The following is a 12,643-nucleotide window of genomic DNA, read 5'->3' as shown; positions in this document are numbered from 1 at the left end:
CCCGAGGGGCACGGGCATTCCCTCCCGCGCCCCTTCACATGGTGTTTACTCAAGTACCCGCGCGTGCAGTGCGGTGACCGCCTTCCGCGCCGAGGTGAACGCGCCGTGCTGCCAGGCGTCCGCGTAGCTCAGGTAGTCACCGGCGAAGTAGACCCGCCCTGCCGCCCGGTTGAGCGGCGCGAAGACGGGGGCGTCGGGGCCGCCCGCCAGTGAGTGCCAGGACGCCTCCAGGTACGGGGTCTGCCGCCAGTGGTGGGAGAACGACGTGGCGAGTTCGGTCCGGTACTTCTCACCGTGGATCTTCACGCCCTGGGCCACGGCCCGCGCCTCCCGCCGCGCCGGGGTGAGAGCGGCGTACGCGTCGGCGTCCGCGCCGGTGTTGTAGTAGCCGATGAGGGTGCCCCGCCTGCCCTGGTGGCCGTAGGACGGGTACCAGATGTGGGCGAGGTCCATGTCGGTCTCGGTGATGCCGCCGTAGATCCGGTGGTCGCTCTCCCACCAGCGGCTGCGGTACTCAAGACCGATCTTCCCGGCCGAGGACGGCTTGCAGGCCTCCAGCGCGGTCTGGACGGCCGGGCCCAGGTTGTGGGCGGTTTTGGCCAGGATGTCGGGCGGCAGCGCGGCCACGCAGTAGTCCGCCTCGATGCTGCGGGTGCGCCCCGCCTGGGTGTAGGTGACGGTGACGCCGTGCGAGGTGTCGGTGATCTTCGTGACGGCGGCGCCGGTACGGATCCGGCGCTCCCCTGTCGCCCGGGTGAGCGCGGCGGGTATCCGGTCCATGCCGCCGACCGGCTGGAACATCAGCATCGCCTGGTCGTACTCGAACTCGAAGGCGAAGTACCGCCCGACGCCGCTGGCGAAGACCTCGGAGGCGGAGGGTACGGAGCCCAGCTCCTCGCCCGGGGCCCCGGCGGCCGCGGGGTCGACGCGGTAGCCGCGCCGGGGGCTTCCGGTGTAGTCGAGCGTGTCTCCGATGTCACCGAAGTCCTTCAGGAACTCCATGAGCCGTTCCTGGTCGTCGGCGGAGATCTGCCGGTCGAGCGCCCCCTTGTCGGGGGCGTGGAGAGGAGTTCGGCGACATAGCCGTACACGTCGGCCTTGGCGGTGCGGTAGCGCACCGGGGCCTTCATGCCCGCCTTCTCGTTGTAGATATAGGCGTTGGCGTCCACGTTGGTGAACATCTCGATGGGTACGCCGAGTTCGCGACAGTAGTCGAGGGTGACCATCCACTGGGGGATCCGGCCGGGCCCGCAGTTCATGTACTGGCCGTCGCTGAACCGGGCCGTCTGCCGGACGCCGTGGATATCGGTGGTGGAGTCCCCGCCGCGCACGGTGAAGTTGCGGCCGCCCGTGCGGCCGCGGGCCTCCAGGACCGTCACATCGTAGCCGGCCTTGCCCAGCTCGTATGCGGTGGCGGGACCGGCGATGCCGCCGCCCACGACGACCACCTTGGCCGCGGCCTTCCCCTTCAGGTGGAAGTCGCTGGTGCTGGGGGCGTGGTAGGCGGGTTCGCGGCTTGCCGCCTGGGCGGTGGGGGCGAGGCCGAGGGCCCCCATGGTGGCGAACATGGCGCCCGCACCGCCGGTGATGCCGACGTTGCGCAGAAAGGTGCGGCGGCTGTCGCCGGGCGTCACGGAGGAGTGGTGCGAAGTCTGGTTCATGGGGCGGCTCCTGTCCGGATCCTGAGGTTGCCGGGATCCTGGCAAGGGCGTGTTACGTGCCGTCAGTTACTCGTGCATCCCGCACGTTTCTCTCTGTTCACCCCGCTCACGCCCCTCACGCTCCCCGTGGGCCTCACAGTCCCCACAGCCCCCACGGTATTGGTCCAGACCTTGACACGGCGTCACCTCGTCCCTACCGTCACTGGGCAGCACGTTCAGAAACTCGCCCCACATTCACGTACGAGAACCCTGAACCTCTGACGGGAAGGCACCCCCATGCGCACCCGCACACTGCTCCCCGCCCTGCTCTCCACCGCCCTGGCCACCGGCGGCCTCATCCTCGCCTCGGCCGCCACCGCCGGAGCCGCGACGGTGATCCAGGTGAGCACCGCGGCCCAGCTCAAGTCGGCCCTCACCGCGGCCGCTCCCGGCGACACGATCCAGCTCGCGGACGGCACGTACACCGGCAACTTCAAGGCGGCCGTCCCCGGCACCGCCGCCGCACGGATCACTCTGACCGGCTCCGCCGGGGCGGTCCTGACGGCCGGCGGCGGCTACGGGCTGCACCTCAACGGCGCCTCGTACTGGACCGTGAAGGGCATCACCGTCTCCGGCGGCCAGAAGGGCATCATGGCCGACAGCGCCGACGGCGTCGTCATCGACTCGGTCACCGTGCACGACCTCGACATGGAGGGCGTCCACTTCCGCAAGTCCAGCAGCGACGGCGTCATCAAGAACTCACGGATCTACGACACCGGGCACGACGGCCGGGGCATGGGCGAGGGCGTCTACGTGGGCACGGCGGGCGACCTCTCCGACAACAGCGACCGGGTCCAGATCCTGGACAATACGATCGGCCCGGATGTCGGCGGCGAGAACATCGATATCAAGGAGGGCACCACGGGCACCCGGATCACCGGCAACACCTTCGACGGAAGCGGGCTGACCGGCGCCAACTACGACGACTCCTGGGTCGATGTGAAGGGCAACGACGTGCTGGTCCAGGGCAACCGGGGATCCAGCACGACCAACAACGGCTACGAGACGCACACCCAGCAGAGCGGCTGGGGCTGCGGAACCGTCTTCCGGGACAACACCTCGGACCTGTCCGGCTCGACGGGCGACAAGCGGATCGCGGTCAACGTGACCAACTACAGCGCGAGCTGCCCGACGACGGTCTACGCGAGCAACACCGTGACGGGCGGCAACGGCCTGACCAACATCGCCGTCACCCCGTAGGAACCCGCCAGACCCGTCCGGAAGCGGCTGGAGGCGGCCGGAAAGCGACTGGAACCCGGCTGGAGCCCGCTGGAACCTGCCGTAACGACGAATGAGGCCCGCCCCCCGAAGGGGACGGGCCTCACCGTCATCTACTACGACCGATGACCGGCCGGAGGGTCAGAGCGTCAGCTCTGGCCGCCCGCCAGCTTCTCGCGCAGGGCAGCCAGGGCCTCGTCCGACGCCAGGGCGCCGGAGTTGTCCGCGGACTCCGAGGAGTACGAACCGCCACCGCCGCCACCGCTGCCGCCGGAGGCAGCCGGAGCCGCGCCGGCCGGGGCGGCAGCGCCCTCGGCAGCAGCGGCCTCGTCGGCCTCGCGGGACTTGATGACCTGGGCCTGGTGCTGCTCGAAGCGCGTCTGCGCCTCGGCGTACTGGGTCTCCCAGACCTCGCGCTGAGCCTCGAAGCCTTCGAGCCAGTCGTTGGTCTCGGGGTCGAAGCCCTCGGGGTAGATGTAGTTGCCCTGGTCGTCGTACGACGCGGCCATGCCGTACAGCGTCGGGTCGAACTCGACCGAGGCCGGGTCGCCACCGAAGGACTCGTTGGCCTGCTTCAGCGAGAGGCTGATCCGACGACGCTCAAGGTCGATGTCGATGACCTTGACGAAGATCTCGTCGTTGACCTGGACGACCTGCTCCGGGATCTCCACGTGGCGCTCGGCCAGCTCGGAGATGTGGACCAGGCCCTCGATGCCCTCGTCGACGCGCACGAACGCACCGAACGGAACGAGCTTGGTGACCTTGCCGGGCACGACCTGCCCGATCTGGTGCGTCCGGGCGAACTGCTGCCACGGGTCTTCCTGCGTCGCCTTGAGCGACAGGGAGACACGCTCGCGGTCCATGTCCACGTCGAGAACCTCGACGGTGACCTCCTGGCCGACCTCGACGACCTCGGAGGGGTGGTCGATGTGCTTCCAGGACAGCTCGGAGACGTGCACGAGACCGTCGACGCCACCCAGGTCCACGAAGGCACCGAAGTTGACGATCGAGGAGACGACGCCGGAGCGGACCTGACCCTTCTGCAGGGTCGTGAGGAACGTCTGGCGAACCTCGGACTGGGTCTGCTCAAGCCAGGCACGGCGGGACAGGACCACGTTGTTGCGGTTCTTGTCCAGCTCGATGATCTTGGCTTCGAGCTCCTTGCCCACGTACGGCTGGAGGTCGCGGACGCGGCGCATCTCGACCAGCGACGCCGGCAGGAAGCCCCGGAGGCCGATGTCGAGGATGAGACCACCCTTGACGACCTCGATGACGGTACCGGTGACGATGCCGTCTTCTTCCTTGATCTTCTCGATGGTGCCCCAGGCACGCTCGTACTGAGCGCGCTTCTTCGAGAGAATCAGGCGGCCTTCCTTGTCCTCCTTCTGGAGAACCAGGGCCTCGATCTCGTCGCCGACCTTGACGACCTCGTTCGGGTCGACGTCGTGCTTGATCGAGAGCTCGCGGCTCGGGATGACACCTTCGGTCTTGTAACCGATGTCGAGGAGAACCTCGTCGCGGTCAACCTTGACGATGACACCATCAACGATGTCGCCGTCGTTGAAGTACTTGATCGTCTCGTCGATGGCCGCGAGAAACGCGTCCGCGTCGCCGATGTCGTTGACCGCAACCTGCGGAGTGGTGGCGGTGGTCTCGGTGCTGCTCGTCATGTGGGAAAGGGCTCCGGTACGGACAGTGAGTCGAAGTTACTGCTACGCCGTGAGCCCGTATCGCCTCTGCGGAAGCCGGCCAGCTTGGGAGGCGCCGAATCCCGCGAGCGGGAGGCGCCTCGTGAACCGAGGGGGCATACAACAGATGCGAGCGCGGCCTGCTAGGTCTGAGGCGCGCAGGCTCGCAGCGCAACTTGTAGCATACGGGGGCAGCAGGGCAGGGTCAATGCGCGAAGGCGCACGCCAGGGGCGGAACGCCCCATACCCGGCACAACTCGTGTTCACCGAGGCCACATCGGTCCCGATGATGTCCCGGACACACGGGTTGCCCACCCACAGATCCCCCCTTGGTACGTACCGCGTACGACGGGGTGAAGGCAAACTACAGCGACGGGCACGATGAGCCAAGAGATTCCCCCTGCCGAACCCTCCGAACGCTCCCTCACCTCGAAGCTTCCCGGACTCTCCGAGCCCGAGGTGACTCGCCGCAGCGCGGACGTGGCCGAGAGCAGCCGGGCCAGCCGGGGCTGGTGGGACCGCAACGCCGACGAGTACCAGAACGAACACGGCACCTTCCTGGGCGACGACAGGTTCGTCTGGGGTCCGGAGGGCCTCGACGAGACGGAGGCCGGGCTGCTCGGTCCCCTGGACGACCTGGCGGGGCTGGACATCCTGGAGATCGGGGCGGGCGCGGCGCAGTGCTCCCGCTGGCTTGCCGCCCAGGGCGCCCGCCCGGTCGCGCTCGACCTCTCGCACCGCCAGCTCCAGCACGGGCTGCGGATCGGCGGCGTCCCGCTGGTCCAGGCCGACGCCGGGGTGCTGCCCTTCCGCGACGGCAGCTTCGACCTGGCCTGCTCCGCCTACGGTGCGGTGCCCTTCGTCGCCGACCCGGTCCAGGTGTTCCGCGAGGTGCGCCGGGTGCTGCGCCCCGGCGGCCGCTGGGTCTTCTCCGTCACGCACCCGGTCCGCTGGGCCTTCCCGGACGAGCCGGGGCCCGAGGGGCTCTCCGTCGCCGCCTCGTACTTCGACCGCACCCCCTACGTCGAGCAGGACGAGAACGGCGACGCGGTGTACGTGGAGCACCACCGCACGCTCGGTGACCGGGTGCGGGACGTGGTCGCGAGCGGATTCCGCCTGGTCGACCTGGTGGAACCGGAGTGGCCGGAGTGGAACAGCCAGGAGTGGGGCGGCTGGTCGCCGCTGCGCGGCAACCTGATCCCCGGAACCGCCATCTTCGTCTGCGAGCGCGACTGACACACCGGTGCGGGGCAGGACACCGATGCGGGGCACGGCGGCGGGCCGTACGAGACTGGGGCCGTGATCCGCACCGACGCCCTGGACCAGCTGCCCGTCCGCACCGCCGTGCCCGCGCTGCGGCGGGCCCTCGACGACCGGGGTGTCGCCGTGCTGTGCGCGCCGCCCGGCACCGGCAAGACCACCCTCGTCCCGCTGGTCCTGGCCGGGCTGACCGGCGACGGACCGCCACGCCGGGTCGTGGTCGCGGAGCCCCGGCGGATCGCGGCCCGCGCGGCGGCCCGGCGGATGGCCTGGCTGCTGGGCGAGCGGACCGGCGAACGGGTCGGGTTCACCGTGCGCGGAGAGCGGGTGGTGGGTCCCGGCACCGTTGTGGAGGTGGTCACCACCGGGGTGCTGCTCCAGCGGCTCCAGCGGGACCAGGAGCTGTCCGGGGTCGACGCGGTGATCATCGACGAGTGTCACGAACGCCACCTGGACGCGGACACGGTGGCCGCGTTCCTCCTCGACGTACGGGCCGCGATCCGGCCCGACCTGCGGCTGGTCGCCGCGTCCGCGACGACGGACGCGCAGGGCTGGGCCCGGCTGCTCGGGGACGCCCCGGTGGTCGAGGCGCAGGGCGTCTCCTACCCGGTGGAGGTGGTGTGGGCGCCGCCGGTCCGGCCGGTGCGGCCGCCGCACGGGATGAGGGTTGATCCGGCGCTGCTGACTCATGTCGCCGCCGTGGTGCGGCGGGCGCTGGCCGAGCGGGACGGCGACGTGCTGTGCTTCCTGCCCGGGGTCGGGGAGATCGGCCGGGTGGCGGGGCAGCTGTCCGGCGTCGCGGCGGAGGTGCTCCAGGTGCACGGACGGGCCCCGGCGGCGGTGCAGGACGCGGTGCTGGCCGGTTCGTCCGAGGGGCGCCGGGTGGTGCTGGCGACCTCGGTGGCGGAGTCCTCGCTGACCGTGCCGGGGGTGCGGACCGTCGTCGACTCGGGGCTGGCCAGGGAGCCGCGCACCGATCACGCCCGGGGCCTGAGCGCGCTGACGACGGTGCGGGCCTCGCAGGCGGCGGGCCGTCAGCGGGCGGGCCGGGCCGGCCGCGAGGCGCCCGGGACGGTCTACCGCTGCTGGGAGCGGGCGGAGGACGGGCGGCTCGCCCGGTTCCCCTCCCCCGAGATCAAGGTGGCCGACCTCGCGGCGTTCGCGCTCCAGGCGGCCTGCTGGGGTGATCCGGAGGCGACCGGGCTCGCGCTGCTCGACGCGCCTCCGGCCGGTGCGATGGGCGCGGCCCACGAGGTGCTGACGGCGGTCGGCGCGGTCGGCCCGGACGGGCGGGTGACCGAGCGCGGCGTACGGATGTCCCGGCTGGGACTGCACCCCCGGCTGGCCAGGGCGCTGCTGGACGGGGCGGCCTCGGTCGGCGGACGCCGGGCGGCGGAGGTGGTGGCGCTGCTGAGCGAGGAGCCGCCCAGGGAGTACGGGGACGATCTGGCGGCCGCGTTGCGCACCGCGCGCCAGGGCAAGGACGCCTACGCGGCCCGCTGGCGCCAGGAGGTGCGGCGGCTGTCGTCCTCCCTGAAGGGCGGTGAGGGCGGCGGTTCCGGGCCGGACGACGCGGCGGTGGGTCTCGTGGCGGCCCTGGCCTTCCCCGAGCGGGTGGCGCGGGCCCGGGGCGAGGGGACGTTCCTGATGGCGTCCGGCACGGGCGCGGAGCTTCGGGACGGCTCACGGCTGCGCAGTGCGGCGTGGCTCGCGGTCGCGGTCGCGGACCGTCCGGCGCACGCCGCGTCCGCGCGGGTCCGGCTCGCCGCCGTCATCGACGAGGACACGGCACGCCTGGCGGCCGGGCATCTGCGGTTCGCCGGCGAGGAGGTCCGCTGGGACGGCCACGACGTGGTGGCCCGCCGGGTGGAACGCCTCGGCGCCGTCGAACTCTCCGCGCGCCCCCTGAAACAGCCCGACCCGGCCCTGGTCCGCGAGGCCCTGGTGGAGGGGTTGCGGCGGGAGGGGCTCTCCCTGCTGCGCTGGACCCGGGACACCGGACAGCTCCGGGAGCGGCTGGCCTTCCTCCACCGGGAGCTGGGCGAGCCCTGGCCGGACGTGTCGGACGAGGCGCTGCTGAGCCGTACGGAGGAGTGGCTGGAGCCCGAGCTGTCGCGGGCCCGGCGCCGCTCGGCGCTGGCCGGGATCGACGCCGGGCAGGCGCTGCGCCGGCTGCTGCCCTGGGCGACCGGCGAAGGGGCCCGGCTGGACGAGCTGGCCCCGGAACGGATCGAGGTGCCGAGCGGTTCACGGATCAGGGTGGAGTACGGCGGGGCGCAGCCGGTGCTCGCCGTGAAGCTCCAGGAACTGTTCGGGCTCCAGGAGACCCCGAGGGTGGCCGGCGTACCGGTGCTGGTGCACCTGCTCTCCCCGGCCGGCCGGGCCGCTGCGGTGACGGCGGACCTGGCGTCGTTCTGGCGGGAGGGCTACAGGGCGGTGCGCGCGGAGCTGCGCGGCCGCTACCCGAAGCACCCGTGGCCGGAGGACCCGACGACGATGGAGGCGACCCGGTTCACGAAGGCCCGGCTCAAGCGGGAGTAGGTTCCGGGTCGGGTACGGGCTCGGGCGCGGCGTGCGGCCTCGGCGTGCCGGGCCGCCGCGAACGGGCCTCCAGCCAGAGCGACAGGGCCAGGAGCGCGGCACCGAGGAAGAGGAAGCCCCAGGGCAGGTACGAGGTCAGCAGCAGGACCAGCACCCGCTGGGACTTGACCTGGTCGACGATCGAGGCGATGTAGTCCTCGCGCATCTTCACGTGCCCGGCGAACACGGTGACGGTGTCCTTGGGCATGCCCATGGCCTTCGCGTTCCGCATCTCCTCCTTGTGGATCTCCTCGCCGTTGACCGGCGCCCCGGTGACGGGATCGACCCAGAACATCCGCTTGGTGGTGTACCAGCGGGTCATCCCGGTCTTGGCGATCTGCTCCGGGGTGATGCCCTTGATGGGCATGGTCTTCGGCATCGGGACCTTGGTCCACGGGATGGTCTGCTCGAAGTAGTAGACCTTCAGGCCCCGGAAGGTCTCGGTGCCCTTGTAGTGGATGGGCGAGCTGGTGCGGGTCTGGGCGTCGAAGTACTCGTAGTCCCGCTTCTCGGTGAGGAAGGGCCACTTGTACTCGATGCCCTCGCGGCTGACCCGGTCGCCGTCGACCATCTCTCCGGTGGCGTGGACCGGGGCCTGGCTGTGCGCGTCGAAGATGTAGCGCTCGGGGATCTTGGAGACCATCTTGCCGTCGGGACCCTGGATGTAGGAGAGCGCGTTCCACACGACGACGTCGCGGCCGGCGCTGCGCTCGATCTTCTCGGACGCCTCCACATCGCCCTTGAGGGTCTGCACGATGGTGACCTTGCCGACCTTCTTGGCCGTGAGGGTGCTGTAGTCGAGCAGGGTCGCGGGCTTCGCCTCCAGCACCGTCTCCTGGTACTGGTTCGGCGGGATCTTCGCCAGCCGGGGGAAGGCGTACCAGCGCAGCAGCGGCGACATGGCTGCGAAGAAGACGGCGAAGGCCAGGAGTACGAGGCTGGCTCGGCGGCGCATGGGGTGTCCTCCCTCTGCATTCCGTGGTGCGTTGCGTGGTGCGGGCGGCTAGTTCTTGGGGCCCGGGACGGTGGTCAGCAGGGGTTTGGGCGAGGTCTCGCCGGGTGGCGCGCCCACCGCGCTGATGGTGAGCACGATGGCGAGGGCGGCGGCCAGTCCGATGGCGGCGGCGACTAGGGCACGCATGCTCGGCCTCCCGGAGCGCGGAACTGATGGGTCGTCAGGGCTGGGGCACGGTAGCAACCGGGGCGCGAGATGAGAACACCTGGTGTGCTCCGCGCCCCTGTCCGCCGTCGCGGCACCACAGCGGACAGCCCCTCCGCCGGGTTCCGGCGGAGGGGCTGTCGTGGTCTTGGTACGTCCGGGTCAGGCGCCCGCTTCGGCCCCGGCCCCGGCCTCGGTTCCGGCCTCCGGATCGGCTTCGGTTCCGCCTTCGCCACCCGCCCCGGTCCCGCCGTCTGTCGCCGCCTCGACCGTCAGCTCGATGTCGACGGTGGCGCCGCCCTCGGTGGTGAGGCGCAGCTTGTACGTGCCCGGGGTGTCACCGGCGTGGATCTTCGAGAGGACGAGCTTCCCGTCGGCGTCGGTGCTCAGGTCCGTCAGGGTGCGGACCTGCTTGCCGTCCTTCTCCTCGAAGTACGGGCCCCTGTCGTTCTCGACCGGCTTCTTGTCGTCGGTGATCATGGTGGCGGTGACGGCGACGCCATGGGCGGCCGCCTTCTTGTACATCGCCTCGAACGCGATGTCGTCGAAGGTGGCGCCGGCCTCCGCGGTCAGCTTCTCGGTGCCGGTCCTGGCGATCGTGTCGGCCTGCCGGGCGGTGACCTTCGCGGAGTAGCTCACGGCGGGCAGCGAGGTGCCGGTGGCCGTCGCGCGCACGGCGAAGTCGCCGGTCTTCCCGCCCGCCTTCAGCACCGGTGCGATGACCGTGCCGTCGGCGCCGGTGGTGAGGATGACGGTGCGCTTCCCGCCGGTGAACGCGGCGTCCGTGTCCCCGGTGACGGCGAAGGTCACGGACACCTTGGCGAGCGGGCCGCCCAAGCCGTTCTGCGCCCGCACCTTGATCCGCTCGGCGAAGGCGTCGCCCGCCATGGCGGTCAGCGGGCCGGTGCCCGCGTTCTTCACCCCGGCGAGGGTCTGGGACGGCGTGGGGTCCGGCGTCGGCGGCGGGGACGACGGCTTGCCGGTCGGACCGCCCGGGTCCGACGGGGAGGGGCTCGGCTTCGAAGGCGGCTTCGGGGTCGCAGAGCCGTGCGGCGAGGGCGACGGTGACGGCGTGGGTGACGTCGAGGCGCCGGGGTGCCCGGAGGACGGGTTCCGGTCCGTGCCGCCGCCGAGGCCGGAGGGCAGGACTCCGCTGCCGTCCGGTACCTCGTGGGTGCCGCGCTTGTAGTACTCGAACCAGGAGCGGACGGTGCGCAGGTACTCGTCCGAGTGGTTGTAACTGAGGACCGCCTGGTCCAGGTTGGTCGCGAGCGACAGGTCGCGGGAGCCGGCGCAGAGGTAGCGTCCGGCGGCGAGGGCCGCGTCGTAGATGTTGTTGGGGTCCTCGCGGCCGTCGCCGTTGCCGTCCTGGCCCCAGGTCTCCCAGGTGGACGGGATGAACTGCATCGGGCCGACCGCGCGGTCGTGCGTCGAGTCCCCGTCGTAGGCACCGTTGTCGGTGTCCTTGATCAGGGCGAAGCCCTGGCCGTTGAGGGCCGGGCCGAGGATCGGGGAGAGCGTGGTGCCCTGCGCGTCGACGCGGCCGCCGCGGGCCTGGCCGGACTCGACCTTGCCGATCGCGGCAAGGAGCTGCCACGGCAGCCGGCAGGCGGCGTCCGTGCCCGCGACGGTCTGCTGGGTCTTCTTGTACGCCGCCAGGATCGACGCCGGTATGCCCGATTCCGCACTGCCGGTCGCCGGCAGGTCGACGGAAGTGCCGGGCTTGTCCGGCGTGTTCAGCGGCGGCAGGTCCGTGAAGTAGGGCGAGTTGCCGGAGGCCGCGCTGTCGTCCGACGGCGTCGCGCCGGCGGCCGGCTGGTCGTCCTCGGAAGCGACCAGGGGCGAACCGGGGCCCTGCGAGGCGGAAAGCGCGGCGACGACGGCGGCGGCCACAGCAGTGGTGGTCGCCCCTCTGCGCAGTCGGCGACCGAATTGCACTGCCATAACGTGTGGGCCCTCCCCGTCGTCGGCGTCCGCGCTCCCCTGCGCCTGGACTCAGGCGACCCTACGGCAAGTTGTGCCGCCGGAACACTGCGGCCTTACCGCTTCTCACCGGTTTCTCACGTTCTGGATCACAAGGTGTACAGGGGGCGGCGCTCCGGTGACGGCGGCTCACCCATACTTCCACCATGCCGTTCACCCTGAGCCATGCCGCAGCCGTTCTGCCGGGGCTCCACCGCGACGGGACGGGGCGCGGCCCACTCGTCGCCTCCGCCCTCGTCGCCGGTTCGTTCGCCCCCGACATCACCTACTACGCGGACACCGCCATCCGCGGCGCCATGGAGTTCGGCGAGGTCACCCACGCGGTGTGGGGGGGTGTTCACGGTGGATGTCCTGATCACCGCGGCGACCGTCGCACTGTGGCTGCTGCTGCGCGAACCGCTGGTGGCGCTGGCGCCGAGGAGGCATCAGGGGCGGGTGTACGCACTGGCACGGGGAGCCCGGCGGGCGCTAGGCCAGGGGCCGTGGGGGGTCCGGGACGGTGCGTGGTTCGTGGCCTCCGCGGTCATCGGCGCCGCTACCCATGTGGTCTGGGACGCGTTCACCCACCACGACCGGTGGGGGGGTGCGGCTGGTGCCGGTGCTCAGCCGGGACGCGGGCGGATACCCGGTGTTCCAACTGGTGCAGTACGGCACTTCGGCTGTGGCACTGACCGTGCTCACCTGGTTCACGGTCGCCGCGCTGCGGCGCGACGGCGGACAGCCCGAGCCCGCGTCCGTACCGGTGCTGGGCCGACGGGCGCGGTGGTACGCGGCCGGGTTCATCGGCCTGTGCGTGGTGCTGGGCACCGTTCACCGGTGCGCGCGCTGGTACGCGTACTTCGGGCACATCGACACCCCGCTCGACATCTCGACCGCGTGCTTCGGCGCGGGCGCCGGACTCGCGGTGGGGCTGGTGCTCTACGGGGTGTGGATGCGGCTCCCGGGGCGCGGCGGCGGCTCACCGACGCTCCCCGCCACCGGACGGGCCCGCAGCACGAGCCCGTCCGACAGCTGAGGGCGTGGCCCGCCTGGGCCCGCCCTTCGCGGCCCCCGGC

General features: G+C 71.5%; 7 protein-coding genes and 2 pseudogenes. 4 read left to right on the top strand and 5 right to left on the bottom strand.

The annotated features are described in order from the left end of the window. Positions 1-45 precede the first annotated feature (45 nt). A pseudogene (locus tag RLT59_RS29925) lies at positions 46-1,568 on the bottom strand (flavin monoamine oxidase family protein). 369 nt (positions 1,569-1,937) lie between these two features. Here RLT59_RS29925 and RLT59_RS29920 point away from each other — a divergent pair. Continuing rightward, on the top strand, positions 1,938-2,900 hold the full coding sequence (locus RLT59_RS29920; protein ID WP_311306284.1) for a right-handed parallel beta-helix repeat-containing protein: 963 nt from the start codon (positions 1,938-1,940) through the stop codon (positions 2,898-2,900). Positions 2,901-3,067: 167 nt separating this feature from the next. Here the strand turns inward: RLT59_RS29920 and rpsA are convergent, their stop codons facing one another. Then, positions 3,068-4,588, bottom strand: coding sequence for a 30S ribosomal protein S1 (rpsA, locus tag RLT59_RS29915; RefSeq protein WP_024493912.1), 1,521 nt, complete (start codon positions 4,586-4,588; stop codon positions 3,068-3,070). A 399-nt stretch (positions 4,589-4,987) separates the two neighbouring features. On the opposite strand from rpsA, the gene RLT59_RS29910 reads away from it, so the two are divergent. Both RLT59_RS29910 and hrpB read left to right on the top strand, forming a co-directional pair. Further along, on the top strand, positions 4,988-5,842 hold the full coding sequence (locus tag RLT59_RS29910; RefSeq protein ID WP_311306283.1) for a class I SAM-dependent methyltransferase: 855 nt from the start codon (positions 4,988-4,990) through the stop codon (positions 5,840-5,842). Positions 5,843-5,905: 63 nt separating this feature from the next. Beyond that, on the top strand, positions 5,906-8,407 hold the full coding sequence (hrpB, locus tag RLT59_RS29905) for an ATP-dependent helicase HrpB (protein WP_311306282.1): 2,502 nt from the start codon (positions 5,906-5,908) through the stop codon (positions 8,405-8,407). On the opposite strand, the gene RLT59_RS29900 is transcribed toward hrpB, so the two are convergent. The 3 genes from RLT59_RS29900 to RLT59_RS29890 all read right to left on the bottom strand — a co-directional run bounded on the left by RLT59_RS29900 (position 8,394) and on the right by RLT59_RS29890 (position 11,549). Next, positions 8,394-9,401, bottom strand: coding sequence for a cell envelope lipid trafficking protein PgfA (locus RLT59_RS29900; protein ID WP_311306281.1), 1,008 nt, complete (start codon positions 9,399-9,401; stop codon positions 8,394-8,396). The genes hrpB and RLT59_RS29900 overlap by 14 nt on opposite strands. A 48-nt stretch (positions 9,402-9,449) precedes the next feature. Beyond that, on the bottom strand, positions 9,450-9,587 hold the full coding sequence (locus tag RLT59_RS29895; RefSeq protein WP_311306280.1) for an SPW_0924 family protein: 138 nt from the start codon (positions 9,585-9,587) through the stop codon (positions 9,450-9,452). Between the two features lie 180 nt (positions 9,588-9,767). Next, on the bottom strand, positions 9,768-11,549 hold the full coding sequence (locus RLT59_RS29890; RefSeq protein ID WP_311306279.1) for a lytic transglycosylase domain-containing protein: 1,782 nt from the start codon (positions 11,547-11,549) through the stop codon (positions 9,768-9,770). A gap of 185 nt (positions 11,550-11,734) precedes the next feature. Between RLT59_RS29890 and RLT59_RS29885 the strand changes: the two are divergent. Then, a pseudogene (locus RLT59_RS29885) lies at positions 11,735-12,603 on the top strand (DUF4184 family protein). Positions 12,604-12,643: the final 40 nt, after the last annotated feature.

Source organism: Streptomyces sp. ITFR-6, assembly GCF_031844725.1.
Classification (GTDB): Bacteria; Actinomycetota; Actinomycetes; order Streptomycetales; family Streptomycetaceae; genus Streptomyces.
Note: the sequence above shows the minus strand (reverse complement) of the source record. Positions and strands in the feature narration are given on the sequence as shown.